The sequence below is a fragment of the Paenibacillus sabinae T27 genome, from assembly GCF_000612505.1.
Classification (GTDB): Bacteria; Bacillota; Bacilli; order Paenibacillales; family Paenibacillaceae; genus Paenibacillus_AQ; species Paenibacillus_AQ sabinae.
Genome location: NZ_CP004078.1, coordinates 1033518 through 1059660, shown reverse-complemented (window position 1 = coordinate 1059660; position 26143 = coordinate 1033518). Strand labels below are relative to the sequence as shown.

Below are 26143 nucleotides of genomic sequence, written 5' to 3'. Positions count from 1 at the left end.
GGGGACGGCAGAATCAGCGGAGGCGAAAGGGATACCGCCTATTCGTCTATTTGATTTATTTAGAGCAGCGTTCCTTTCTCCGCAGCCGGAATTCCTCCTTCGCTGCGCCGCCGGGCCCGGTCGCTGATCAGGGCGAAGGGAATCCCGGGGAGCAGCAGAAGCCCGGCCAGCGCAAAGGTGCGGCTGAACCCCTTCACCGCCGCCTCCTTCATTTCGCGGCCGATCCGATCTACGACGGCTTCCGTCTCGCGCATCTGGCCTTGCGCCGACTGCTCAAGCACCGCCCGTTCTTCCGGCGCAAGCTTCGAAGCGGCCGCCCGAAGCTGCGAGCCGACTGCCGCCGCCGCGCTCTCCGGCGAAGGAAGCGAAGCCGCTTCGGCCGAACCCCCGGAACCGGCGCCTTGCAGCGACGCCATCAGGGCTTCCTTCACGGGCGGCAGCAGCTTTGCGTCGTTCCGGACCACCTGCACGGCGCTGCTGCGTGCGGCTCCGACCTTATCGTCAAGATTCTGCTGGAGTGCAGTGACGATGATGGCTACGCCAAGAACACTGCCAAGCGCCTTTGTCATATTGATGACACCCGAGGAAATGCCGACCTTCTCCTCGGGTACATTCCGGACCGCCGCCGACATGACCGGAGCCATCGTAAGGCCAATTCCGATGCCGGCCAATGCCAGGCGCAGCAGAATGCCGCTCACCGGCGAGGCGGAGGTCAACCCGCCAAGGGAATAGGTGGCGCCTGCCATCACCACGACTCCTCCTGCGGCGAACCACCGGCTTCCGAACTTCCCGGACAGCGGTCCGGAAACCGCCGAGGTCAAGGTCGAACCGATTGCCAGCATCGACAGAATCAACCCCGCCTTAAGTTCGGTCATTCCCATAATACGCGTCATAAAAAAGGTGGTCAGCAGCGAAATATTCATCAGCCCGGCACCGACAATCAGCAAAGTCAGAGCCGCTCCGTTAAAGGCTTTGATCTTCATCAGCTCCAGCGGAAGCATCGGTTCAGCACCCTTACGCTCCGCATACAGAAAAAGAAGCAGGGAAAGCAAACCGGCAGCGAAGAGCAGCAGAACGGCCGAAGAGGTCCAGCCCCAATCATCGACCCGGATCAGGCCATAAACGAAACAGAACATACTCCCGGTAATGAACAGCGTACCCGCCAAATCCACTCTCCGTCCGGCAGAGACATCTTTCGATTCTCTGATGAATATCGGCGTCAGAATCAAGCTCAGCACACCAAGCGGCACATTGACAAAAAAGATCCACTTCCAGTCCAGATTCTCCGTCAGCACTCCCCCGAGCGCCGGTCCGCTGGCCGCAGCAAGGCCCGAGACGGCCCCCCATATCCCGATAATTATGCCATGCATCTCCTTCGGAAACGTCGTGGTTGTCAGCGGAATCGTTACCGGCACGATGATCGCTCCAGCCAGACCCTGTATAACCCGCAGTCCGATTAAGACTTCCAGACTCGGCGCAAATCCGGCGAGCAGCGAGGAGACGGTGAATAAGGTGATGCCGATGAGAAACACCTTTCTGCGCCCGAACTGGTCTGCCAGCCGGGAAGCCGTCAAAATAAAGACGGCAAAAGCCAAATTGTAACCGTTCATGACCCACGAAATTTCCGCGACGCCTCCCCCAAAATACGTTCTCATTTCCGGCAGGGCGATGTTAACGATCGTCGTATCCAGCAGCGCCATAAAAAATCCCAGAATGATGGCTGTGAACGCAAATGCCCTCTTCATCTTTTCACTCATCTACAAACTCTCCCCTCGTTAAAACATGAACTATAGTTCGCGTTCAAGATTATATGAACTTTAGTTCATGTTTGTCAATGAAAAAAATGAACTATAGTTCAACTTTTGTTTGACACTCGATTCCACCTTCCTTACAATTTTGATTGAGGAGGGTTTTCGCGTGAACGAAACTGAAGAACAGCTGGCAGACAAAACAAGAAAGCCCCGGCAGGACCGGAGCATCAAGACCAAGGAAGCGATTGTTCAGGCGGCAGCCGAACTCTTTTCCGAAAAAGGCTATCACCGAACGAACACCAAGCAGATCGCCGCCGCTGCGGGCGTCTCCACAGGAAGCTTCTATTCCTATTTCACGGACAAGCGCGATGTGTTTCTTGATGTTCTTAAAATTCACAGTAAAGTAATGCAGGACCATATCGATGCCAAGGTAGCGCAGCTAAGCGACGGGCAGTCTGACAAACGTACGGTCATCTCCCATATGATCGACAGCCTTATCCAATCCCACGCTCCATACATCACCTTTCATCGGGAGCTTTCCGCTATGCGGCTGGCCGACGAGGGGATCAAGGAGATGCTTGAAAGCCAATACGACGCAGGCCGGCGCAAAACAGTGGAGCTTCTGAAGCTGAGCGAGCAGGAGCTGCGTGTGGGCGATCTGGAAGCTGCGGCCGTTGTTGTCTTCGAGTCGGTCAGCAGCGTCGTGGACCGGATTGTCTTCTTCGGCGGAAGCGTTTCAGCAGACCGCATTAAAGCGGAGCTGGCCGACATGCTGTGCCTTTACCTATTCGGCGAAAAATAGCAAAAAAAGCGTCACCGAAAGCCTATAGAGCTCTTCGGGACGCTTTTTAAGTTTGAAATTCTATCTGGGAGCCCGCACAAGTTCAACGCGTATCATGCCAGAAATTCACCGGCCTCATTCCGGAGGTGATGATTTCGTATCGGTATCCTTTCTTTTGGAGATACTCCAAAATACGGGGCAGCACCTTGAGCGTCGCCTTTTGATCATGCATCAGAATGATCGGGGCGGCGCCGCCCTTCTCCAGCTTGTTCACCTGGCTGACCACATTGGCATAGACGGAATCACCCTCGCTCCCATACTTCCAGTCCAGCGAATCGACGTTCCAGTCCCAGAGACGGTAACCGCTGCCCAGCACCTCATCTCTGAAGGCTTTCGTAAAATACGGCTTGCTGCCGTAAGGCGTGCGGATCAGCTTGGTGAATTCTCCGGAGACTGCCTTAAGCAAGGCATTGTCCCGGTTCATTTCGGCAAGCGCCGCTGACGGCGAGGCGTAAAATTTGCTCTTCATATGGGTCATGCCATGCAGGCCGAGGCCCTGCTCCGATTGGACCATGCGCTTCACTTGATTCGGGAAACGCTCGATGCGCGGTCCCAGCATGAAAAAGGTCGCCTTCGCGCCATGCTCATCCAAAATATCGAGCAGCTGCCCGGTCGTCGCCGACGGTCCGTCGTCGAAGGTCAAATAGACGATTTTCCCCTGGGCTACTGGCTTGGAAGAATCCTGTGGAGGCGCGGAAGATCCCGGAGATTCAGACGCGGCCGGAGACGGGTCCGGGGCAGGCTCGGCCGGCTCCTCCGGCGCAAGCTCGTTCTTGAACTTCGCGGCAAAAGCATCGTCGTCCAGCGTCTGCGTCCCGTCCGTAATCCGCAGCAAATGCAGATCGGGCCGGTAGGACACGGCATATCCCAGCAGCGAAGCGATTTTCACGGGAACCATCAGGTTGTCTCCGCGTTTAAAGACAGTCAGGCTTATCTCCGTCCCGTCCCCCGTGATTCCTTTGCCCTCTTGCAAGATTCTGAGACTTCCAGCATCTCCAGCTAGACTCAGATCCTCCGGCGTGCCCGTAAGGCTGAGCTTCAGCTTCTCCGCAAGCTCGCGAACCGGCACATAGAACGAATACTCCACGGACACAGCGCGTATATCCGTAACACTATCATTGATTGCCAGCTTGATACCGCCGCTTTCCGCAGCAATCGCTCCCGGCCCCCATGCGATGATGATGATAAAGAGAATGGCGCATAACAACAGATTTTTAATTGACAAAGCGGCAAGTCTCCCATCCTGTGTAGTTCGGATTCTCTCTAAACCTTACCACAAATAGACTTGTACGAATTTGAGAGAATGTAACCACCAGGCAAAAAACTTGTTACCGCCGTCGAAACACCGTACGGAACAGCCATTTAATTGTGACAAACTTAGCAACATTAATGAATTCATGAACAAAATATGAACAATTAAAAAAGGGCACAAAACAGCGTAGTGACAGTGATTTATATCACATCATCTCGAGTTTTGTAACAGTTTCTACACAGAAAGTTAAATAAACCGCCACTTTATAGGATTTATATGGTATTACGACTATATTGTGTATTTTGCATTCCCTTTAAGGAATTTCTAATATAGATAGAGGTTAATGTTTTCCGGTTAATGAAAACCAGTATTTAAGGAAAGGAGTTTATCATGAACAAAAAAGGGCCTTTATACGCATTGTTTATCAGCCTTTTCCTGCTGCTGCCCGGATGCAGTTCGATTACCGTTCTGAATCCGAAGGGACCCGCCGCAAAAACGCTGTCCGACACGATCATCCTGTCCATTCTGACGATGCTCGGCGTCCTGGCCGTGGTTTACATCCTCTACATTATCATGCTCGTGAAGTACCGTGCAAAAAAAAGCAACGAAGGGTACATTCCTCCGCATGAAGAAGGAAATATATGGCTGGAGACCACCTGGATCGCCATTCCGATCATCATCGTCGCCTTCCTCTCGGTTGTCACGGTGAAGACGACAAATGCCGTGGAGAATGTTCCCGAGGGCTACAAGGATCAGAAACCGATGGTCATTTATGCTTCGTCCTCCAACTGGAAATGGCATTTCAGCTATCCGGAGGAAGGCATTGAAACCGTTAACTATGTGAACTTCCCCGTCAATCGTCCGGTCGAGTTCAGGCTCTATTCCTTCGGGCCGATTTCAAGCTTCTGGATTCCGCAGCTCGGCGGACAGAAATACGCGATGAGCGATATGACGACCTATCTGAATCTTGTCTCGGAAACCCAGGGCGATTTCCTTGGAAGAAATACGAACTTCAGCGGCAAGGGCTATGCCCAAATGGAGTTCACGGCTAGATCGATGAGCGCCGAAGAATATGACCAATGGATAAAAGACGTCAAGGCTACCGCTCCGAAGCTGACCGAAGACAAGTTCAAATCGCTGCTGGCTACGGCTCATGTCGGACAGGAAACGTTCTCGTCCACGCATCTGTCGTTCAGCCCTCCTCCGGGAGAGCATAGCGAGCATATGGACATGGACCACAGCAACATGGAGATGGACAACGGCAACATGGAGCACCAGGAGAACAAGGACATTCATCCGTCTCCCGCTCCGGAGAAGCAGAGCGAATTCGACAGTCAGCCGAATCCTGAACTGAACTCTCCTCTGCCCAGCTCGCCTGCGGCTGAAGCTACGCACCAGAGCCATTAATTGTAGACTTACTCGAACAATCTGAAAGGAGTCCTCCCAATGAATTTTGACTTGGAGAAATTCAAGGTTCACGGCGAACCCCTGATCTACGGGGCGATGATCAGCATCGCGCTCGTCTCGATCGGGATTGTCGTCGGTTTAACCGTTTTTAAAAAATGGGGCTGGCTGTGGCGGGAATGGCTCACGACCGTCGACCACAAGCGGATCGGCGTCATGTACATCCTGGCCGCCCTGCTTATGCTGTTCCGCGGAGGCATCGACGCTTTGATGATGCGCCTGCAGACGGCGGCGCCGGAGATGAAATTTCTCGACGCGCAGCACTACAACGAGGTCTTTACGACCCACGGCCTGATTATGATTCTCTTCATGGCGATGCCGTTTATTATCGGCTTGATGAACGTCGTCGTGCCGCTGCAGATCGGCGCGCGCGACGTTGCCTTCCCGCGCCTTAACGCGGTCAGCTTCTGGCTCTTCTTCTTCGGGGCCATGCTGCTGAACATTTCCTTCGTCGTCGGCGGATCGCCTGACGCAGGCTGGTCCGCTTACTTCCCGCTGGCCAGTAACCAGTTCAGCCCGACCGTGGGCAACAACTACTACTCGCTGGCACTGCAAATTTCGGGTATCGGCACACTGATGACAGGCGTCAACTTCATCGTGACGATTCTGAAAATGCGCGCTCCGGGCATGAAGCTGATGCGCATGCCGATGTTCACCTGGTCCGTGCTGATCACGAACGTTATCATCGTCTTCGCCTTCCCGGTTCTGACCGTGGCCCTGGCGCTGATGATGTTCGACCGCCTGTTCGGCTCCCAGTTCTTCACCATGGCCAATGGAGGCATGGATATGCTCTGGGCCAACCTGTTCTGGGTATGGGGCCATCCGGAGGTTTATATCGTTATTTTGCCGGCCTTCGGTATTTACAGTGAAATTATCGCAACCTTTTCCAAGAAAAATCTGTACGGGTACACCTCGATGGTGGCCAGTATGCTGATTATTTCCCTACTGTCCTTTATCGTATGGGCGCATCACTTCTATACGATGGGTCAAGGCGTTATGGTCAACGGCTTCTTCTCGATTTCGACGATGGCCATTGCCGTTCCGACAGGGGTCAAAATCTTCAACTGGCTGTTCACCCTGCGAAAAGGGCGGATCAGCTTTACGACGCCGATGCTCTATTCACTCGCTTTTATTCCGATCTTCACGATCGGCGGCGTGACCGGCGTCATGCTGGCAATGGCCAGCGCCGACTATCAGTACCATAACACGATGTTCCTTGTCGCGCATTTCCACTACGTTCTCATTCCGGGCGCCGTATTCGCCGTTATCGCGGGCTTCCATTACTGGTTCCCGAAAGTATTCGGCTTCCGCCTGAACGAGCGGATCGGCAAGCACGCCTTCTGGTGGATTATTATTTCCTTTAACGTGGCGTTCTTCCCGCTGTTCATTCTCGGCCTCATGGGCATGACGCGCCGGATGTACACCTATTCTGCGGAAACAGGCTTCGGCCCGCTCAACATGATTTCGTTCGCCGGCGCGCTTGGACTTGCGATCGGCTTCGTTATTCTCGTATACAACATTTACTGGAGCACGCGCTATATGCCGCGCGACGAGAACGGCGATCCTTGGGATGCACGCACGCTGGAGTGGGCGACCCATAGCCCGATCCCGGAATACAACTTCGCGGTTGTTCCAAAAGTTAAATCCCGCGATGCTTTTTGGGCCATGAAGCACGACAAGCAACCGCTGTTCGAAGAGCCGATCACGAAGATTCATATGCCGAGCAACACCGGCAAGCCGTTTGTCCTTGGCGTTGTTTTCTTCTTCCTCGGGTTCTTCCTGGTCTTCAGCATGTGGATTCCGGCGATTGTTGCTGGCGTCGGCGTTCTGATCGTCCTGGCAGCGATGTCCTTCGAACGCGATCACGGCTTCTATATTCCGGCTGACAAAGTGATCAAGACAGAAAAGAAATTGGGGGGTGGAACGGTATGAAAGTAGATACCTCCAAACCGCTTGAATATAGCACGCACGAGAATAGCAACCGCATCTTCGGCTTCTGGGTCTTCCTGGGAGCGGAGATCGCGCTGTTCGCCACACTCTTTACCGTATTCTTCGTTCTGGTGAACCGTTTCGCCGAAGGTCCCAGCGGAAGCGAGCTGTTCGAGATCGGCCCGGTGCTGATTGAGACCTTCCTGCTGCTCACCAGCTCCTTCACGATCGGTCTGGCCGTTCACGCCATGCGCCATCAATACAAGCGGGCCACGCTCGTCTTCTTCGGCATCACGCTGCTGATGGGCCTCGGGTTCCTTGGCATCGAGATTTCGGAGTTTGTAACCTATGTGCATGAAGGCGCGACGCTTCAGACCAGCGCGTTCCTGTCCAGTCTGTTCGTACTGCTTGGCACTCACGGCGCCCACGTAACCTTCGGTTTCCTGTGGGGCTCCGCGATTATGATCCAGCTCATGCGGGAAGGGATTAACCCGGCTACAGCCAATAAATCGTTCATCTTCTCGCTGTACTGGCACTTCCTGGACGTTGTCTGGATTTTCATCTTCAGCTTCGTCTACCTGAAAGGACTGATGTGACATGATGAAGAAGCTGTTTCCCATTCGCCATGTAATCGGCTATATTGCCTCTCTGGTCCTTTCCGCGGCGGCGCTGGCGGTCATTTACGGAGATTTCTCCCATACCGCGAATATCATTATTTTGAGCATCACCGCTGTGATTCAGGCTTCCCTGCAGCTGTTCCTGTTCATGCACATCGGGGAATCGGCCGATACGAAAAAAGAGCTGTACATCAACATCGCCTACGCGCTGTTCGTCGGTCTGGTCACCATCTTCGGCACACTTTACATCTTCGTTTGGGGCTGGTACAGCTAAGACCCGGTTTATGAAAAAAACGCCTTCGGCCGCTGCGGCGGACTAAGGCGTTTTTTATTCGCTTCCGCATATTTTGCCACCCTCCGGCAAAGCAAAGCGGAGCGGAGCAAGACCAAAAAAAGCGGCGATCATAGCCCTGTGTGGGCCTGATCGCCGCCTTTTCATTTGAGGCTGCAAAGCTTCTGCTAGCCTTACAGCTTGAACCCGGCAAGATTCTTCTGCAGCTCCTCCGCGAGCGTGGCCAGATAGCGGGCCGAGCCCGACATTTCTTCCATCGCCGACATCTGCTCCTCGCTGGACGCGCTGACATCCTCGACGCCCGCCCCGCCTTTTTGCGAAATTTCGTTCACCATTTCCATAACGGCGACCAAATCCCCGGATTCTTCGGCCACATGCTTCACCGATTTACGGATCGATTCGGTCTGCCGAATGGCATCCTGTATGGATGTGACGATTTCGGAGAACGCCTCGGAAATTTCGCCGCTTCCGGCCATGCCCTCTGTCGCAAGCTTGGCCCCTTGAGCCATGGATTCGACAGCTTCGCCGGTCTGCTGCTGAATTTGTGTAATAATATCGGTAATGTGAAGCGAGCTCTTGGCCGTCTCCTCGGACAGCTTGCGGATCTCGCCCGCCACGACAGCGAAGCCACGTCCCACCTCACCGGCTCTGGCGGCCTCAATGGAGGCATTCAGAGACAGGAGATTCGTCTGCCCTGCAATTCCGTTAATCGTCGTAATAATATCGCTGATTCTCCCGGACAGTTCGGCCAAGGAAACGATAATCCGCTGTGTTTCCGTCACGTTTGCGTTGATTTGTGTCATTTGCTCCGCAATACGGTTGACCTTGTCGGCTCCGTGGTCGGCGGAATCCGCTGCTTTGGCCATCAGGACCGACATCTGCTCGCTCCCGCTCTCCACCGACGAGATATCCTCGGCCATCGCCTGGATGGAGGCGTTCGTCTCGGCGATACTGTATATCTGTGTTTCAAACCCTGTCGCAAGCTCCGAAGCGGTGGACGCAATCATATTGGAGGCCAGCGAAGTCTGCTCGGCGCTTGCGCTCATTTCCTCGGAAGAAGCGGACAAGGTCTCCGCGCTCTCCGACACGCCCTGCAGCATACGGCGCAGGCTTGCCAGCATGCTGTTAAACGAGCCGCTGATCTGACCGATTTCGTCCTTGGAGCTGTACGCCGCTTCAGACGTCAAGTCTCCCTGCTCTGCTTTCCCCATGCTCTCGCGCAGGATGGCCAGAGGCATCGTAATCATGCGAACGATAAAGAAAGCGGCCAGCAGGGAAAGAAGGGTAAAGACAAGAATCAGGATGATATTCAGGTGCCGCGTGTTCTCTGCTTTGGCCATAGCGTCCTTGTACTGCTTCTCTGCATCCTGTTGAAGATGACTTCCGGCATTTTCAAGGAGATTAACCATCTTGATGCGCAGTGTGCTGAACTCTCCGGAAAAAAGGGCATAGGCCTCCGCATTGCGGTTAGCCTTGGCCAGCGTAATGATCCGCTCTCGTTGGCTCCGGTAATCCGCAAGCAGCAATTCGTATTCTTTCAGCTTGGCTGCCGCTTCGGGCTTGCCGCTGGAAGCTTGAACCAGCTTCTTGGACAGGGCGTCGTTGCTCGCCTTCTTCGATTCGACATCCTCGGCGAGTTCCGCATTTTGGGCTGCGTCAGTCGTCATCATAAGCTCCAGCAAATCGGATTCGATCGATCCGTTGTTGATCCGGATTTGGGAGGACCACAGAACAGGCAGCAGATTCTCGTTGTACATGACTTTGGAACGGTCCGCCAGCTGCTGCCCGGTAACGATCCCCACGACTCCCACGCTGATCAGCGCAAACAGGACGATAAGCACAATTAGTCCCATTTTAAACTTTAATTTCAAATCTTTCATTGCAATCCTCACTCTCCGGGTGACTTTTTACATATACAAGTTGTTTATCGGCAAAACTCCTTTGTGAATTGAATGATTTGATTGAAAAAGTCGACAAAATACAACAAAAAGCCGTGCGGATTGTTATCCGCCGGCTTTCATGGACAGATCTGCTTGCGTTCTACCGCAGCAGCCCGTATTTTTTGCGAAACCGTTCGAGCACCTTAATCCAGCCTCCCGCCAAAATGGACAGAAAGACGACGTTGGACAGCGCATGCGCCAAATCGAAATAAAAGCTTTGCCCATAAACTACGGCCACCAGTCCCCAGCTGAAAGCGTCGGGCAGGCCGATAAGGTGCCAAATATTCATGATCCAGCCAAACAGAAACCCCCAAATAAAGCCGAATACCAGCAGTCCGGGTCTTGTCCTCATCCAGCGCGTGTTTCGCAGCCAGCCGGCGGTCAGGCCGACCATCCCCCAGGCGAACATCTGCCACGGCGTCCACGGCCCCTGGCCGAAATACAGATTCGAGACGAGCGCCGCAACCGCTCCGATCAGGAAGCCTGCCTCCGCCCCGAATACATACGCGGACAAAATAACTATGGCCGACACCGGCTTGACGCTAGGCAACGCGGCGAACGGAATCCGGCTGACGGCGGCAAGCGCGGCCAGAACGGCAAGCAGGACCAGCTCTCTTGGCTCAAGCTTCCGGCGTTCCAGCCTCAGAAACAGCGGAAGGAGCGCGGCGCAGAGCAGCACCAGGCTCAGCAGCAGGTAATGCCGGTCCTTGAGCGCGGAAGACAGCGCCAGCGCGCCGATAAACAGGCCCAGTGCGATCAGGAGCGGGAAACGAAGTTTTGCCAATCCGCTATCACATCCTCTACGGTCAATGCTTGCGGCAGCCGGTCGCGGACCATCCGGTTCACGGCTGTCGTATAGAAATAATTCGCGCCGAAAAAAGCATCTGGCGTCCCTTCCGCCGCGATGCTTCCGTCAAACAGCAAGGCGCAGCGGGAAGCGTACCGGGCCGCAAACTCGACGTCGTGCGTAACGAATGTCACGCTTTTTCCGTCCTCCGTCAAGGCTTGCAGCAGCTCCGCCAAATGCTCCTTGGCGCCGGGGTCAAGCCCCTTGGTCGGCTCATCCAACAGCAGAATATCCGGCCGCAGCAGCAGCACCATCGCCAGCGCCGTCTTCTGCTGCTCGCCTCCGCTGATGTCATGCGGGTGGCTGCCGAGCACGCCTTCAAGCCCGAAGGCGCGCGTGAGCGAAGCAACCTCCCGCTCGCCCTCCGAAGCGGACAACCCGGCGTGCTTCGCCATGTGCCGCAGCTCTTCCGACACCGTGTCATGGCTGAAATACAGCAAGGGATTTTGCGCCAGATAACCGGCGGTAACGCCCTTCGGCATCGCCGCCCGGCCCCGCTGCGGCTTCAGCAGCCCGGCCATCAGCTGCAGCAGGGTGGACTTGCCCGCGCCGTTGCCGCCAAGGATGGCGGTCAGCTCCCCCCGGTGCAGCGAGAAATCCAGCTTCTTCAATATCTCCGGCCCGTCCTTCTCGTAACGGAAGCTTGCCTCTCGGCATTCCAGCAGCGTCTCCCGGGCGCGGGAAGGCTTGTGCGCCCGCGGGGAAGCGCCGGGACCGGGCCAGTAGGATAAAGCTCCGGCCGCCGACTCCAGCCAGCGTTTGCCCTCCCGCACAGTCAGCGGAATCGTACCGTGAGGCCCTGCGGCTGCGGCTGACAGCGCCAGAAACAGGCGCGAAGCGGCGGGCAAATAGGCTTGGTGTTCTTCTCCAAGCCCGCTCCCCGCGGCGCGCACGATGCCGCGCGGGCTGCCGTCCGCCGCAATTCTGCCCTTCTCCATGAGCAGGACGCGGTCCGCCAGCGGCAGCGCTTCTTCCAGCCGGTGCTCGCTTAAGATAACCGTCATCGACAGCTCCTCGTTCAGACGGCGGAGCAGGTACATGAACTCGCGCGCCGCTACGGGGTCCAGCTGGGAGGTCGGCTCGTCCAGCAGCAGCAGCCGGGGATGCAGCAGCAGGACGGACGCCAGATTGACGAGCTGCTTCTGCCCGCCGGACAGCTCATGCACCGGCTTGTACAGCAGCGGCTCCAGCCCGAACAGCCCGGCCATCTCGGCCAGCCTTCCGCGCATGACGGACGGGGAAAGGCCCAGATTTTCCATGGAAAAGGCAAGCTCCTGCCATACCGTCTCCATTACGATCTGCGCCTCGGGATTCTGGAAGACCATCCCGATTTCCCCGGCGGCGGTCTCCGGCGGCAGCAGCGGCAGCTCTGTGCCTTTGTAATAGATCGTGCCGCTTCCTTCCCCAACCGGCGTCAGCTCCCGCTTCAAATGCCGGAGGAGCGTCGTTTTGCCGCTGCCCGAAGGACCGCAGAGGACGACGAATTCGCCCTCTTTTATTGTGAATGATAGCCCGTCCAGTGAAGGCCTTTCTTCCCCCGGATAGAGGAAGGACAGCTCATGCGCGCGGACGATCTCCATAACCATTTCTCCTTTCCTTCTACCCAGAGAGGAAGCGCCGCGAACAGGCAAAAGGCGGCGTACATCGCCGCTTCCTGCCAGGTAAACATCGGCGGCTTCAGCCGGGGATACAGCATCAGCATGCCATATCCCTGAGACCAGCCCCACAGGGTGCCCAGCGCGCCCGCTCCAAGCCCGGCCAAGACGCGGATATCGCGCCGCTCCAGCCGGTACACTGCATATGAGGTTCGGCGGTGAATGCCGTATCCCCGGGCCTTCATGGAGTCGGCGGTCTGCAGCGCTTCCTCCAGCGACCAGGTAAGCAGCGTCTTCAGCAGCGTCATGCCGTCCGACATGCGGGAGCGCAGGCTGCCTTCGCGGACCGACACGCCGCGCGCGGCCTGAATCTGCGCAATCCGGCGAAGCCGCCGCTGAAACAGCGGAACGAAGCGGAGCGTCATGAGCGTAATCAGGGCGCTCTTGGGAGCGGCCGACGCGAACAGGTACATGAATTTGTCCGGCGTTACCGTATAGTTGTACGAAAGAAAAAGAACAAACACCGCAATCAGCACGACCATCATCATCAGCCCGTACAGCACAGCTTCCAGGGTGATCGGCTGATCCAGAAAATAAAACAGGATAACGGCTCCCCTGTGCGAAAACAGCGGGTTCAGCAGCGCCGCCGGAACGGCGACGATCAGGCCAAATCCCAGGCTTCCCGCGATCCGCCGCCCCTGTCCCTGAAGCAGCATCAGGCCGAGCAGGGCCAGGATTTCGGTCAGCAGGAACACCGGATGGAACAGCAGCAGCGTGAACAGCAGCAGACCGGCGTAATAGACGACGGCCACCGACGGATGCATGGACCGGAAGCCGCTCACCTTGAGGCTCCCAGGTCCTTGCCCATATCGAGCGTATACAGCCATTCCACCGTATCACCGGGCTTCAGCTTGTAAGCCCCGGCGCTCTCGCTCGGGAACTTGCCGTTCACCCGGTACATCCAGCCGCTCTCGGCGCCCCGGTCCATCTCGTACAGGTTGGCGATGCCTTCCACGTAACCGGCGGCTTTGGCGCCCCGGTACTCCATCTGGATTTTGTGCTGGCGGGTGATCCGCTTCAGCACATCCAGCGCGCTGTCGCCCTCCTCCACCGTGGCTGTGGTCGGCGGCAGAATGGTCCCCAGCTCATCGTCACCGACAATGGACATGGTGACGGCGGCCTGCTCGGCGGCGGGTCGATCGCCGCCGGATGAAGGCGACGGGCTGGCCGCCGTCGCCGCGGGCTTCGGCTGCGCCGGGGCGGCCGATTTCGCGGCCGCACTTGGCTTCGGCGCAGCCGAAGCGGGCGTAGCAGCCGCTTGGCCCGGCGGCTGCGCGCCCGTGGACGCCGGGGCGGGCGCAGCGGCCCCGGCGGTCTTGGCCGCCGCCCGACGGCGCGGCGGCGTGATCTCCCGGCGGCTGCGAAGCGCCGGGAGCCTGTGGCCGGGCCGTGCCGGCGAGCCCGGCCGTGCTTGGCCCAGCGGCGGATGCAGTCGCCGCTGCTGCCGTGCCCGGCGCGGGACTTGCGCCGGGCGTGCCCTTGGCGGCTTCGGGCGAAGCCGAAGCCGGGGCTGCGCCGCCTCCGGCGGTGCTTGGCGGCGGGGACACCGCCGCCTCGTCTGTGCCCGGCTCGCAGCCGGGCAGCAGCAGCGCGGCTGCGAGCAGAAGGGGCGCCAAGGAACCGGCGCCCGCTGTTCGGATGAACTTCAAGATGGGAACACCTCCGTCTAAAGGGAAAGAACGAGGGCAGCAGAGCGCCCCCGTTCATTGTATTAAAGCTTCTATGATTCCATTCGGAATGGGCAAAGCGGAAATTCTCCCGCTTATCCATCCGTATAAGGGCCGCCGGCAAGATCAAACGGGAAAATCTCCATCTAAATCAGGGGGATTGGCCTGAAACAAAGGAAAACCGGCCGATTAACCGGAGTTTTTCCAGTTCGATTAACCGTAAACATCCTTTTAGCAAAAATAAAGGGGACGTTTTCCTGCTTGTACCATCGGGTTACCTGAGATCGGGCCCTTTTCTTACGCTGCCGATCGAGCGACGCTGCGGATCGAGCGCAAGGTACTGCTCCCGCAGACAATTGGAGCGTCCTGCCGCTTAAAGCGAACGCTCCAGCAGACTAAGGCTAAGGCAGCCGGACGGCCACAACAGCCGCCATTTCCCGCGTTACGGCACCAGACGGATCAAACGAGCCGCCAAATCCGGTCATGTACCCCTTCTCGGTTACCGCGTTCACAGCGTCAATCGCGTAGCTGCCGATTGCGGCGCCGTCATTGAAGAAGGCTTTGGACGAAGGCGACAGCTTATAGGCTCTCGCAATCATCACCGCCATATCCTGACGGTTGACCGGCTGGTTCGGCTTGAACGAGGTTGCCGTTACCCCGCCGATGATGCCAAGCTCTTTCGCTTTCATAACATATCCATAATACCATGATTCGGCTTTGACGTCGCCAAAGCCGGAAACGGCGGATGCGGCACCAGGCGCGTTGCCTGTCAGCCTTACAAGCAGAGCTGCAAGCTGAGCTCGGGTAATCGCCGCTTTCGGAGCGAACGCGGGCTTCGAGCCGCCGACGCCTTCCATCAGCTTTTGGTCAAAGGCTTGATGCACCGACGACAGCGCCCATGCCGAGATTTGCTTCTCGTCAGCGAATACGACTGGAGCCACAGCCGGGGCATCGGCCAGACGGTAGAGCTTGCCTTGTCCGTTCAGATACAGATCGTATGCCGTCAGAGCCAGCAGCGCCTGCTCGGTCGCCAGTCCGCTGCTGCCGCCACTCACCGTATGCGCATACCCGCCGTCGCTGCGCTTGAACGTTGCCAGATTGCTCAGCAGACTTCCCTTCGCTTTGACAAACCGGGCATCCCCCGGTCCGATATCCGCTGCGGAAAGGGCGATGATGACCTGCGACACGCTCTCGCTGTTCTCTTCGCCGGACAGCTTATAGCCGCCGTCTTCGAGCTGCTGCGCCGACAGCCAGGCGACCGCTTTGTCAATGGCTGCCTGCACTCCGGCTTCTTCCTTATGCGCGGACAGCGCGGCGACCGCCATCGCGGTCAGATCCACGTTACTCTCCCCGTTGTCCGTAAGCGGGAATCCACCATCCGTGTTCTGGATATCCGTAATCCATTTCACCAGCTTGGCTCTGGTCCAGACCACGCTCGCCGGAACGGAATAGTTTCCGCTGTCCAGCGCAAGAAGCGCAAAGATCGGTCCGTTGCTGCCCTGGTTCGTGAGATTTCCGTTATTGTAAATCTTGGCGGTCAGGTCATAGCCCGCCGCATTTCTCGGGTCTCCGCCTGCGGCAGCAATGGACAGCGCCAGCCGTTCGTAATCGGTCACTTTGCGGAATTCGCCCTTGCTCTCCGCAATTTGCTTCAGCACACTTGCCAGATAACCTGCCGGAAGCGCGTTGCCGGAGCGGACCAGGCCGAAGGCCTGCCAGTCGCTAAGCTCTCCTGTCGACAGAATCCATTTGGCCGCCGCCGAAATGTCGGCTTTCACTTCATTTCCGGAAGCCTCCCATTTGCTGCGGTCGACTACGGCATATTTGGTAAAATGGCTTACTTTGCCGGTAATCGTTCCCGTCGACAGATCCAGAGCGGCTGGAACCGGAATCCATTGATTCGTCTTTTCATCCAGCCAGGCCAGCGCCAGATTTTGCGGGTTGCGTGTACCTACAGGAAACTGGATGGACAAATCCGTAGGCTTGGCAAATTTCGTTCCGTTTGGCGTGAACTCGTACATGCCCGATACCAGCTCCGGCCGGGACGAAGGCTGCTCCTGCACGCCGATGGTAATCGCGATGCCTTCCACCGCTCCCGCCGGAATTTGCAGCTGCACCTCTCCGGCCGCATCCTTCAAGGCAGCTCCCGCCGATGTAGCCAGCTGCGCAAAGGATACACTGTTCGCCGTCAGTGTCTTGGCGAGCTCGGCGGACTTCTCAGAAGTCATCGGCGTGCCGCTGACCGCTGTTGTCGCGCCAACCTGATTCAGCGGCAGAGTATTGGCGGAAGTGATCGACACACCCGAAGCTGCCGGATCTTTTGTACCCGAAGGGCCGCCGGAAGATGTTTCCGTCACAGAGGTCACATACTTCCACAGCACATCGTCTCCGTCCTTCAGCACATACTTATCCGCGCCGAACGGCGGTTCGTTTCCATTGACAAAATATTTCCATCCGCTCTCACCGCCCCGGTCAAATTCGGCCAGACCGTCGATCGAATAGACATATTCGCTTCCCGAAATTGGCCGCGATTCTACTTTGCCGCCCAGTGCGCGGACAAGAAGACTGTAAGGACTGTCCCCGGCGCTTAAAGCAAAGGAGGTGCTTGGCAGAATCGTTCCTTTTACGCTGTCGCCGACAACGGAAAGAGTTGCCCTGGAAACCGCCGGAGGGGCGGCAATGGCTGCCGGCTGTTTATACCGCACCACGCTTGGCGCTGCGCCCGCCTGATAACCGGTCACTTCGATTGTATAGCTGCCGGCGGACAGGCCGCCGAAGGAAGCGACGCCCTGGTCATTCGTTATCGCCGTCTGTCCTCCGATGCTTACTTTCACACCGGCAGCCAATGAAATATCAGGTTCGGAGCTGAAGGTTTTTTCACTCCATACCCATTGAACCCGATTGACTTTAACCGTAAAAGCCTGCCCCGGCTGCAGCTGCGAAGGTGACAGCTCCACAGAGTGGACAACCTGGGTGGAGTAGCCTCCATAATAGACCAGCACCTTATCCGAAGCCTGAAGCTCAAAGTCGCCTAATCCGACGCTCGGATAAATCCATTCGCCCCCGCGTTGAACGACAAATGACCACCAGTTGTTCATGTCGCCGGTGATTCCGCCGATACCGCTGATAAAGCTTCCAAATGAAGATTGCGTGATATCGAGCGCGGTATGAGTCGCATCGGCCAGTCTTTGAAGAGCCTCAAGCGCTACTGACCCGTTTATGGAGCCTTCCATAATCGTTCCCTGTGGTCCTTCTACTGCCAAAGACACCGGCACTTCCTTCGGCAGAACCGTAACCGTCCCGGTGTAACGCACGACTGTCGGCGCGGCATTGTCCTGGTAGCCGGTAATTTGGAGCGCCTGCGTTCCAGGCGTCAGATCCGTTCCGAACGAGGCGACTCCCTGATCGTTCGTAGCGGCTGTTTTGCCGCCGATGGAGACGGTAACTCCGGAAGCCGCCGCGATGATGGGATTTCCGTTAAAGTCCCAGGATTTTTTATGAACCGTTACTTCAAGAGCTTTGCCTTCTTTCGGCGTAACCGGCGATAGCGTTACGGAATCCACCAGCTGTGTGACACCGTAGTCTCCATAATAGACATAGAGCCGGTCTCCGTCCTGAAGCGCAAAGTCATTAATCGCGGTATAACCGCTGACCCACTGGCCGCCGCGCTGAACGATGTACATCCAGCCGTCATAGCCACCATACTTTTTCTCCTTGACGCCAGCTATTTCGCTGATATACGCGCCATACGCGGTCATTTTGCTGACAACCGCAATCCCTTTGGTATCCGCCAGCTTGTTCAGCGCATCCAGTGCGCTGCTTCCGTACACGCTGCCCTCGCCCAAGGATGCCGTTGGCCCCTCGATCGCTACGGACACCCGGACAAGCGGGTGTGCCGCCGGAGGGTTCGCGATAAAATTATACAGATTGCTGTCGCCGCCGGCCGTGAACAGGTTGTAGGCGGTCAGCGCCTGCAGTGCCTGCTCCGTGGCAAAAGCGTCGCCGCCGCCGGACAACAGGTGGGTAAAGGCCCCATCTGCCGTACGGAAGCTCATCAGACGGCTGATCAGATTGCTGCCGTTCTTGGTGAAGTCTGCGCCGGCCGGATTGATACCGTACGCGGTCAGGCCGATAATGGCCTGCGAGACGCTCTCGCTGCTCTCTCCATAGCCTCCGTGAGCCGTATTCTGCTGAGCGGACAGCCACTGCACCGCTCTTTGCCCGGCTGTCGCAACAGCCGGATCACTCTTGTAAGGGGCCAGGGCAACCAGAGCCATTCCCGTAAGGTCGGGCTCGCTCAGACCTCCGCCGGTAAGGGCAAAGCCTCCGTCACCGTTTTGACTGGAAAGAATGTGCTGAACCAGCTTGTCGCGGGTCCAATTCGCATCGGACGGCACCGTATAGCTGCCGGAATCCAGCGCGATCAAGCCATAGACAGCGTTGTTTAGACTTTGTCCGGTGATGCCGCTGCTGCTGTAGATCGGCTCGATCAGATTATAACCTGCAATATTTGCAGGATCTTCTCCGACCGCTTTAGCCGCCAAAGCGTATCTGGCATAGTCGGTAACGGCGGAAAAGACTCCTTTCTCCTTTTCTACCTTTTGTTTAAGTGCGGCAGTGTAGGAATCCGGCACTTTGTAACCGGCTTGAGCCAAGCCGATCGCCTGCCATTCCGAGACTACCCCCTGCTTCAAAATGGACTCTGCCGCGGAATACACGGCATCGGTTACGCCGATCGACTGGGCCACGGCCGCACCCGCTGCTGCTCCGGTATCTGCAGTCCCCGCCCCCTGGGAATCCGCTGCCTCGGCAAGCGCATGCCCCGCCGGTGCAAAGGACACGCCCAGCAAGGAAAAAATCATCAATAATGCCATTCCCAGCGCCAGAATTCTGGAAGAAATCCTGCTCTTCATTCTTCAACCTCTTTCTCTCTTGAGTATTATGGGAGTCTTCCGAAACCATAAAAAAAGACCGCCCCGGAGGGACGGTCTTTCGGAAAAACGAGCCGGGAATCCATGCTGTATAAGCCACTCCCGGCATCGGCCGCGCGTAAATGCCAGATGCCCTCACCCCCCGAAGGACACTGAACCTTGACTGAAAAAAGGCAGGTCTCCTGGCTTATGCCTCATCGCCTCCCCTCCGGCCTTCCCGTTCGCCTTGAACAGTGGCTTGTTTCAGAGGAGCGCTCCGCATATACAGTGGCGGGACCGCGCCGGATTCCAACCGGCTTCCCTTTTAAGCAGGCTTGTAATCGGCCTGCACCTTTTTTAAGACTATATTAAATTTTGACAATCTTTATCATATCGGTTATCACAAGGGTTGTCCATACATGAAAAGCCATTAAGCCATGAAATTGAACGCGTAAATTCTCCGCTATTCCGCCGGAGAACTCGCGCTTGCCGAAGGGGATGGAGCCGCCTGCGGAGCTTCCATAAGGACCAGCGTATAGTCTTCGGCTTTCACCGTGCTGCCGGCCGTCAGCTTAGGGGCGGAAACGAGCGTTACCTTCACCTGGTTAGGTGCGACAGCGGAAGATCCTCCGCTCCCGCCGGATGAACCCGGTGCCGGGGAGTCCGCAATGCTTGACCCGGCGGCTGGCTCTCCAGGCGGCGACGGCGAGCTTGCAGGAACGGTCCCGCCGGTAGCTGCCGATGGGCCGGCCGAGGCCGAGAGCGAATCCCCGGCGGCCTTGCTCTCATCGGCGGACACCGTGTCCGCCTGGCCTTGGCCGCTGCCGGCGTTTCCAGCTGTTCCCCCACCGGAGGCCGCCGCTCCCGAACCGGCAGCGCCGGCGGAACCCGCTGCTCCACCGGCATTCGAAGGGCTTGCCGATCCCGGCAGCCCGCAGTCATGGACCAGGCTGTCCACTTTATACACTTCAGCCTGGCCGGTACCGGCATCCACCTCAATCTCCGCCGGATTAAACTCGCGGCAGGCGTCCGGGGAGGCGAAGGCGAACAGCAGCGAGCCTCCGCCCCCGCCGCGCTCAAGATAGGCGGCGGCTTCGAGATAGCCCGCGCCAGCCGCAGACTGCGTCGGCGAAGGCTGCGGCGAGGCGGCCGGAGTCGCTTCGTCTCCGCCGCCCTTCAATAGGCGGGCCGCAAGGGCGCCTGCAACCAGCAGAACGATAACGGCCGCGCCGAAGATCATCAGCTGAAACCGGCGGCGGCGCACCCACTTGGCCAGCGGCGAGGCCGCTTGCCCCCGGGCCTCTCCATATACGTTTTGCAGCGCGGGTCCCGCCGGGGCCATATATGTTTTTCGGAATTCGCGGCTCTTGAACGCTTCACGGTCATGGCTGGCGAAATACTTTAAAATCGCCCGCCGGTAGCCCGGCTGGAGCTTCCTTGAGGAAATGGTGAACAGCGGATTGTCCTGCGACCAGGCCAGAAAACGGTAGACCGCTTCCTTGCCGCCTTCCTCCTTCCTCCGGACATGCTCCAGCAGCGCATCATACTCGAGCGGCCCTCCCTCGCGGGCGCTGCTGTGGTAGAAGGCCAGCGGCAGGCGGGCAAAAGGCTCGGCTCCGGGGCTCTCTTTCATCCAGCGTCGTCCCAGAAGCTGCACATCGTCCAGTTCCTGCGGAGACAGGCCGTCAAAAATATGCTCGTCCGGGTTCTCCTCCCCGAACCAGCGGTACGCCGTGCGCAGTACATTCGCCTTCCGCCTGCTGTGCAGGTCAAGCGGCGGGTCCCATTCGCCCATATCGAGGGCGTAGCGGACAAATGACAGCTCCAGCAGCTGCTCCTGCGTAATATCTTCAATCGACAGCCGCTCCAGCAAATACCGGTCGGCCGCGGCGGCCAGCTCCTTCTGGAGCGCCAGCGCTTCGGGGCGGATGCCTGCTCTCCGGCGGCGGTCCTTCTCTGCTTGTTCAATGCGGCTATGGATCGCCGCCACGGCTCCCACCGGATCACGCTCCCGCTCCAGCTTCTCCGGCAAATAATCGAGCAGCGCGTCATGGACAGCCGGTTGACGCAGCGCTTCAGGCATGAACCGGTCCCAATGCCCTATCCACTCCAGCAGCCCCGCGGCGTTCGCGGCCGACGCCAGCCGGGATTCCACATAGGGCTGGAACAGAAGACGCGCAAAGACCGGGGTCGTCAGCAGCTTGCGGAAAAAGGCGGCAGCCAGCTCCCCGCCGCTCTCAACTACGCCAAACGCTTCCTCCAGAGAATCCGTGCGGCCGGCATTTTGCGCGTTCAGCATCCCGTTAATAAAGTAATCGACGATCCGCGTCCGGTAATTATGGCCCTTCAGCGAAAAATAATCCCGGAAGCTCTCCAGAACGGCCGTCTCCGGTATCGCCTTCTGCCGGACGGCGTCGAATTCGCGGTCGAAGCGCTCCAGAAACAGGTCGTTCAGCCGGATTTTCGACTCCAGCGCCCCTTCTCCGCCCAGATAGCTGAGCAGCCCGTTCAGGACGGCGCTTTTGTTCTCCCGGTATAACGCCTCGTCTCCCTGCTCGATCCGGTAAAAAACCGCCAGCTCGTTATAAGCCGCCAGTGACAGCTTCCGTTCCGCAGGCTCGCCTCCCAGCATCATGTCAGCGAACCCGGCAAAATCGTCCGCAGCCCCTTTCCCGCGCAGCAGCAGCTCCCAAGCGAGCTCAAGGAACGGCTGGGACGAGGCCGGGAAATCGGCGTTCATTATCCGTCCGGCGGCAAGATCAAAAATAAAGTCCTTCTCGATCGCCCGGTCACCGGGACGCAGCGAGCCGTTCTCCACAAACGTCAGGTGGATGTATTTACGGCTCTGGGGCTCTTTTGCATACGTGATGACACCGAGTCTGCGGCGGAATTCGAGGGGGAGACAGCCGAGGAGCACCTCGGTCAGATCGGCCGCCCGCGCCGACAGTTCACTCACGGGGACGTTCAGCGATATATACATTTTCTTTTTGCCGGACACCGACTGCATGATCGCCTGCAGCAGATTGTTAAAGATTGCTCTGTCGACGCCAAGCGATTTCAGAACGTCCGCCGGGCGGGGACGGTTTCGCCGTGACACCGGGATGCCGCCTAGCTCCGGCAGGGGTTCTCCCGGTTCTCCGCTGAATCCCTCGGCAAAATCCGCATGCAGATAGTCACCGTAATCCCGCACGATTTCTTCGGCCCGGGAGGCGGGAAGCACATAATTATGGGTGAAAAAGGCGCTGCGCAGCCCCGTGAAATCCGCCGCCTGGAAGACGCTTTGTCCAAGCACGGTCTCCCCGCTGTCCGGATGAAACAGATGAAGTGCGGGCGGATACTGCGACTCGTCCTTCTCGCCTCTGGCCGCCAGCTCCGCCGGAGCGTCGTACAGGCAGAACGGGTGAAGGATTTTTTTGACGAAATTATTGTCCAGACTCTCTGACTTCGCCACCGTGTCAAAGCCCTCCGTGGAGCGGAAAACGCCGCGCCGCTGCCGCGTATACATCTGCTGGGCGACGCCGGCTTCCGAATGAATGCTCACCGTTTAATCGCTCCCTTCGATGAACTTCAGCTTGTGCAGCAGCCACAGGAACGGCTCATCCACCCGGATGGGGCTGACGACGCCTTCGATTTTCTGATCGACGGGATTGCTGCCAAGCGCCGAAACCGCGAAATAGGCGGTATTGGAGAAATAGACATCCATCGTATCCTTGAACGGACGGTCCACTTTTCCGATAAAACGGCTGATTTCGCCGTCGATATTGCCGACCTCGTCCAGATTCAGCGTCCCGCGGTGCACGTAATTGTTGAATACATTGCTGTTGGCCTTGATGTAATCCCCGTCCTCGTCCTTCAGCGAGTGCAGCATGTCGCTCTTGGCCAGCACAACGGCGGTCGGAATGTCGGTCTTGCTCTTCTCCTGATAGGCGATAAAATCGCCGAAAAGCGTCAGCACCACATCGCGCGGCTCATCGTACTGCGAGACCCATTCGCCGGGGCGGTCGCCGATATTGATGCGGATTTTTTCGCGGATGGAGCGGATTTGCAGCGGATCGACCATGAACAGGATGCCCGCCGAATTTTTGATATGCTGGCCGTGCAGCCCGAGGTAGTCCTGATCGACCATGCCCTCGCCCGCGACATCGAAGAAGACGAGCGTCAGCGGCGGCTTGTCCTCATTTTTGAACACGAATTGAAAAATAAACGGCTCCTGCATCTTCTCTTTCTGGGTCGAAGACAGCAAATCACCTCGCTCGAACAGCGGGTCCTCGTACAGACTGCGGAATTTGCGGCTGATTTCGGCGTTCAGCGGCATGCAGGCGGCCTCGAAGTGGCCGGCGGTCGTATGCTGCAGCGTGTGGATGAGCGAGGTCATGTAGACCGATTTGCCGACCTGGGAAGCGCCGATAATGGAGATGATATTGCTTGGCACCTTTCCCGCCGTGACCGGCAGCTCGTTGTGGCAGTGAGGGCAGAGACGTCTCCGCGTAAGCACCCCGTAGCGGTCGGTCAGCCCAGTCAGCACATGATCCGTATAATGATGATGCTCCTCCGGAATGTCGGACGGCCGAATAATCGCTTCAAGATCGTCCACCGAATCGAGCCCGAACCGCTCGCGGTATTTATTGAGCTCATCATCCTCGCCCAGCGCGTAATCCTCGTCGTCCTCCCGGCTGTGCATGGCCCGGAAGAGCACTTCCGACGGGTCGAATTTGCTGAAGCAGTACGGACATACGATATCGTAAAAAAGCGGCCGCGGCTGCGGCTGGTTCTTCTTCAAAAAGCGGCTGAAAAAAGACATATGCTCATCCTCCCAAGAAGAAACTCCTGACGGCGTCTTTTTAAGACGCAGGTACGTTTCTCGTAGAAATAGAAGTCAAAATAATAAACGCCGTTAAAAATAGCAGAACAGGTAATCGGGCTTAGCTTGCACCCGGGCGATTCGGTTCTAAACCTTCCTCCGTGTACCTCACCTGAAGCTCTCTGCTGTATCAATTGTGCAGGCCTTCGCGCCCGGTCTCATTCCGGCACCAGTTCATAGTAGCGGCCGTACTTCGGCCCATCGGTAAAAAAGATGCGGATCCGGTCGTCCCTGCCGATCTCAATCGGCGGAAGGGCGTTGCGGCCCGGCGCGAAATCCTGCACGAACGGAAAAAGAATGCCATCCTCTTTGTCGGCCGGATAACCGCCGTGCTTCTTGACATAGCACAGCACTTCCCGGCCGACGGGAACTTCCGCCGTAATCGTCATATGTACGGTCTGCTCCTTGCGGAACAAGCCCCGTTTGGCGTGAATCGCGTATCGGATGAGCGCCTTGCCCGCGCTGACGGTCGCAAGGTTCGCGCCGTCACGCTGCCGGACCAGCAGCGTCTCTCCGTTCTCCGTCACGCGGGCAAGCACGGTGTAGACCACCAGACCGATCTCCTCCAGCCGGTCGTGATAGCCGCCATTCGCCTTGTATTCTTCACGCGTGTACAGCTTCAGGCCTCCGGGCGGGCAGCTGTCCTCTTCCAGGTGATCTCCGCCCCCCGGGCCTTTATGGATATAGACGGCCTGCAGGCCTTCGGGCCAGCGCCACCGGAGCGTGCAGGTCCGCTCCTCCACGCGCGAGATGATATCCGTGATGCCCGGCAGGTCCGGTGAATGCTCGATATATCTCATAGGCCGCAGCCCCTTTCCTAGTGATCTTTGTCAGCGGTACGGAAGCCTTTGCTGCTCCGGTTCCCGCGGGGTGAATAACCCTGTGACGGACGCCGGGACGGCTGCTTCGCTCCGTGTCCCCGGCGGGTCAGCCGACCTTCTCCCACCGGAACGACCGCGGTGAACAGCGCGATCACTCCGGCCAGCAGCAGCACGGCCAGCAGCCGCACCATCGCGTTTACGAAGGCGTGTCCGCCGAGGCCGAATTCCAGCGTGAGCCCGGCCAGCAGGCCGGACACGATGCCGCCGAGGCCAAAGCTTTTGGCCAGATGGCGGTTGTCGAAGACAATGCCGAGCCCGAGTCCGAGCGCAGCCCCGATCAATACCAGCGACAGAACGCGCAGTGCCGCGTAATAAGGGCTGTTCTGCGTGTTATCCGTCCGCTCTGTAAGCAGCGTCCGGTCGCCGAGACGGTCGTAAATCTGGCGGAAGATATCGGCCAGACGGTTCGCGTCAGCGACATCGTAATATTGCCCGCCGGTCGTCCCGGCGATGGCCTTCAGCAGGGCTGGGCCGGAAGGATCGCTGATACTGAGGCCGATCGTGTTAACCGCAATCCCGCGGTCCACGTAATCGCGGAGCTCCGTAGAGGTGTCCAGCCGGCTTACCCCGTCCGACAGCAGAATGACCATCGCTCCCCGTCCGGAGGAACTGTCGCCGTTAATGACGTTCAGCGCCTCCGACAGCGCCCCGCTAAGATTCGTTCCGCCCTGGGTCGTCCGCAGAGTGTTAATCGCAGTCGTCACCTGCTCCCGGTTCCCAGCCTTCCCAAGCGAAGTCAGCGGCTGAACGACCGCCGCCTGGTCGCTGAATGTCAGCACCGCGACCCTGTTATCCCCGTCCATCCGCATCACTAGGTCCCGCGCAGCCGTATAGCGGCTGTTGCCTGGGTCGCTCTGCTCCATGCTGCCGGAATCATCGATGACCATCACGATATCCTTAACTGGCCTCAGGCCGCCGAAATTGAGTTCGTATACGAACTCCATCAACGTCCCCGCGCCCAGCAGCAGGGCGACGGACAGCGGAAGCAGCTTCCAAGACAAGCCAAGGTACCGCCGACGCCACGACCAGCCGTTCAGGCTGGGCGAAATCATCTCGGCCAGCAGACAGCCGAGCCCCGCACCAAGCGCCACAACGCCAAAGTACAGACCGACGACCAGAATGGACGGCCAGTCTCCAAGCAGGCGGCCGAGCATCAGCTCGCCAATCACAAAAGCGACCGCTCCGCCGATCAGACTGAACAAGAGGAGAAGCAGATTCAATTTGCGCTGCATCGAT

18 protein-coding genes and 1 riboswitch are annotated in these 26143 nt (G+C 57.9%); of the genes, 6 read left to right on the top strand and 12 right to left on the bottom strand.

From position 1 onward, the window contains the following. Positions 1-59: 59 nt before the first annotated feature. Complete coding sequence (locus PSAB_RS04725; protein WP_025333428.1) at positions 60-1757, bottom strand: MFS transporter; 1698 nt, start codon at positions 1755-1757, stop codon at positions 60-62. Between the two features lie 160 nt (positions 1758-1917). Here PSAB_RS04725 and PSAB_RS04720 point away from each other — a divergent pair, with 160 nt between their 5' ends. Then, entirely contained in the window at positions 1918-2553 is a 636-nt protein-coding gene (locus tag PSAB_RS04720) for a TetR/AcrR family transcriptional regulator (protein WP_025333427.1), read from the top strand. Between the two features lie 82 nt (positions 2554-2635). On the opposite strand, the gene PSAB_RS04715 is transcribed toward PSAB_RS04720, so the two are convergent. Further along, positions 2636-3817, bottom strand: coding sequence for a polysaccharide deacetylase family protein (locus tag PSAB_RS04715; protein WP_025333426.1), 1182 nt, complete (start codon positions 3815-3817; stop codon positions 2636-2638). Positions 3818-4234: 417 nt separating this feature from the next. Here PSAB_RS04715 and qoxA point away from each other — a divergent pair, with 417 nt between their 5' ends. The 4 genes from qoxA to qoxD are packed head-to-tail and all read left to right on the top strand — an operon-like array spanning position 4235 to position 8128. Next, a complete protein-coding gene (gene qoxA, locus PSAB_RS04710; RefSeq protein WP_025333425.1) occupies positions 4235-5251 on the top strand; it encodes a cytochrome aa3 quinol oxidase subunit II in 1017 nt (338 codons plus the stop codon). A gap of 39 nt (positions 5252-5290) precedes the next feature. Beyond that, positions 5291-7240, top strand: a complete 1950-nt coding sequence (qoxB, locus tag PSAB_RS04705; protein WP_025333424.1) for a cytochrome aa3 quinol oxidase subunit I — start codon at positions 5291-5293, stop codon at positions 7238-7240. Further along, on the top strand, positions 7237-7833 hold the full coding sequence (qoxC, locus tag PSAB_RS04700; protein WP_025333423.1) for a cytochrome aa3 quinol oxidase subunit III: 597 nt from the start codon (positions 7237-7239) through the stop codon (positions 7831-7833). The genes qoxB and qoxC overlap by 4 nt, the downstream gene beginning before the upstream one ends. Before the next feature lies 1 nt (position 7834). Then, positions 7835-8128, top strand: a complete 294-nt coding sequence (gene qoxD / locus PSAB_RS04695; RefSeq protein ID WP_025333422.1) for a cytochrome aa3 quinol oxidase subunit IV — start codon at positions 7835-7837, stop codon at positions 8126-8128. A gap of 191 nt (positions 8129-8319) precedes the next feature. On the opposite strand, the gene PSAB_RS04690 is transcribed toward qoxD, so the two are convergent. The 5 genes from PSAB_RS04690 to PSAB_RS04670 all read right to left on the bottom strand — a co-directional run bounded on the left by PSAB_RS04690 (position 8320) and on the right by PSAB_RS04670 (position 13696). Beyond that, the gene (locus tag PSAB_RS04690; RefSeq protein WP_025333421.1) at positions 8320-10026 is read right to left on the bottom strand and encodes a methyl-accepting chemotaxis protein; all 1707 of its coding nucleotides are present in this window, start codon (positions 10024-10026) and stop codon (positions 8320-8322) included. A gap of 160 nt (positions 10027-10186) precedes the next feature. Then, on the bottom strand, positions 10187-10870 hold the full coding sequence (locus tag PSAB_RS04685; protein ID WP_051529716.1) for an ECF transporter S component: 684 nt from the start codon (positions 10868-10870) through the stop codon (positions 10187-10189). Next, on the bottom strand, positions 10843-12513 hold the full coding sequence (locus PSAB_RS04680; RefSeq protein ID WP_025333420.1) for an ABC transporter ATP-binding protein: 1671 nt from the start codon (positions 12511-12513) through the stop codon (positions 10843-10845). The genes PSAB_RS04685 and PSAB_RS04680 overlap by 28 nt, the downstream gene beginning before the upstream one ends. Continuing rightward, positions 12429-13370, bottom strand: a complete 942-nt coding sequence (locus tag PSAB_RS04675) for an energy-coupling factor transporter transmembrane component T (protein WP_025333419.1) — start codon at positions 13368-13370, stop codon at positions 12429-12431. Before PSAB_RS04675 ends, PSAB_RS04680 begins: the two co-directional genes overlap by 85 nt. After that, on the bottom strand, positions 13367-13696 hold the full coding sequence (locus tag PSAB_RS04670; protein WP_025333418.1) for a DUF4430 domain-containing protein: 330 nt from the start codon (positions 13694-13696) through the stop codon (positions 13367-13369). The genes PSAB_RS04675 and PSAB_RS04670 overlap by 4 nt, the downstream gene beginning before the upstream one ends. A 281-nt stretch (positions 13697-13977) precedes the next feature. On the opposite strand from PSAB_RS04670, the gene PSAB_RS25360 reads away from it, so the two are divergent. Further along, a complete protein-coding gene (locus PSAB_RS25360) occupies positions 13978-14424 on the top strand; it encodes a hypothetical protein (protein ID WP_038595559.1) in 447 nt (148 codons plus the stop codon). Between the two features lie 232 nt (positions 14425-14656). Here PSAB_RS25360 and PSAB_RS24445 read toward each other — a convergent pair whose 3' ends face one another. From PSAB_RS24445 to PSAB_RS04640, 5 genes are all read right to left on the bottom strand, one after another. Beyond that, entirely contained in the window at positions 14657-19168 is a 4512-nt protein-coding gene (locus tag PSAB_RS24445; protein ID WP_025333416.1) for an S-layer homology domain-containing protein, read from the bottom strand. A gap of 173 nt (positions 19169-19341) precedes the next feature. Continuing rightward, a riboswitch (cobalamin riboswitch) is annotated at positions 19342-19536 on the bottom strand. Between the two features lie 92 nt (positions 19537-19628). Then, positions 19629-22706 carry a GAP1-N2 domain-containing protein gene (locus PSAB_RS04655; protein ID WP_025333415.1) on the bottom strand — a complete coding sequence of 1026 codons (3078 nt, stop codon included), beginning with the start codon at positions 22704-22706 and terminating at the stop codon, positions 19629-19631. 3 nt (positions 22707-22709) lie between these two features. Continuing rightward, on the bottom strand, positions 22710-23966 hold the full coding sequence (locus PSAB_RS04650; protein WP_025333414.1) for a hypothetical protein: 1257 nt from the start codon (positions 23964-23966) through the stop codon (positions 22710-22712). 218 nt (positions 23967-24184) lie between these two features. After that, positions 24185-24826 carry a hypothetical protein gene (locus PSAB_RS04645; protein WP_025333413.1) on the bottom strand — a complete coding sequence of 214 codons (642 nt, stop codon included), beginning with the start codon at positions 24824-24826 and terminating at the stop codon, positions 24185-24187. Positions 24827-24843: 17 nt separating this feature from the next. Then, positions 24844-26139, bottom strand: coding sequence for a vWA domain-containing protein (locus tag PSAB_RS04640; protein ID WP_025333412.1), 1296 nt, complete (start codon positions 26137-26139; stop codon positions 24844-24846). Between the last annotated feature and the right edge of the window lie 4 nt (positions 26140-26143).

Coding starts and splice junctions, on each gene's coding strand:
- PSAB_RS04725 (WP_025333428.1), bottom strand. CDS start 1,757: ATGAGTGAAAAGATGAAGAGGGCATTTGCGTTCACAGCCATCATTCTG.
- PSAB_RS24445 (WP_025333416.1), bottom strand. CDS start 19,168: ATGAAGAGCAGGATTTCTTCCAGAATTCTGGCGCTGGGAATGGCATTA.
- qoxB (WP_025333424.1), top strand. CDS start 5,291: ATGAATTTTGACTTGGAGAAATTCAAGGTTCACGGCGAACCCCTGATC.
- PSAB_RS04650 (WP_025333414.1), bottom strand. CDS start 23,966: ATGTCTTTTTTCAGCCGCTTTTTGAAGAAGAACCAGCCGCAGCCGCGG.
- PSAB_RS04645 (WP_025333413.1), bottom strand. CDS start 24,826: ATGAGATATATCGAGCATTCACCGGACCTGCCGGGCATCACGGATATC.
- PSAB_RS04670 (WP_025333418.1), bottom strand. CDS start 13,696: ATGTCCATTGTCGGTGACGATGAGCTGGGGACCATTCTGCCGCCGACC.
- qoxD (WP_025333422.1), top strand. CDS start 7,835: ATGATGAAGAAGCTGTTTCCCATTCGCCATGTAATCGGCTATATTGCC.
- qoxA (WP_025333425.1), top strand. CDS start 4,235: ATGAACAAAAAAGGGCCTTTATACGCATTGTTTATCAGCCTTTTCCTG.
- qoxC (WP_025333423.1), top strand. CDS start 7,237: ATGAAAGTAGATACCTCCAAACCGCTTGAATATAGCACGCACGAGAAT.
- PSAB_RS04690 (WP_025333421.1), bottom strand. CDS start 10,026: ATGAAAGATTTGAAATTAAAGTTTAAAATGGGACTAATTGTGCTTATC.
- PSAB_RS04680 (WP_025333420.1), bottom strand. CDS start 12,513: ATGGAGATCGTCCGCGCGCATGAGCTGTCCTTCCTCTATCCGGGGGAA.
- PSAB_RS04640 (WP_025333412.1), bottom strand. CDS start 26,139: ATGCAGCGCAAATTGAATCTGCTTCTCCTCTTGTTCAGTCTGATCGGC.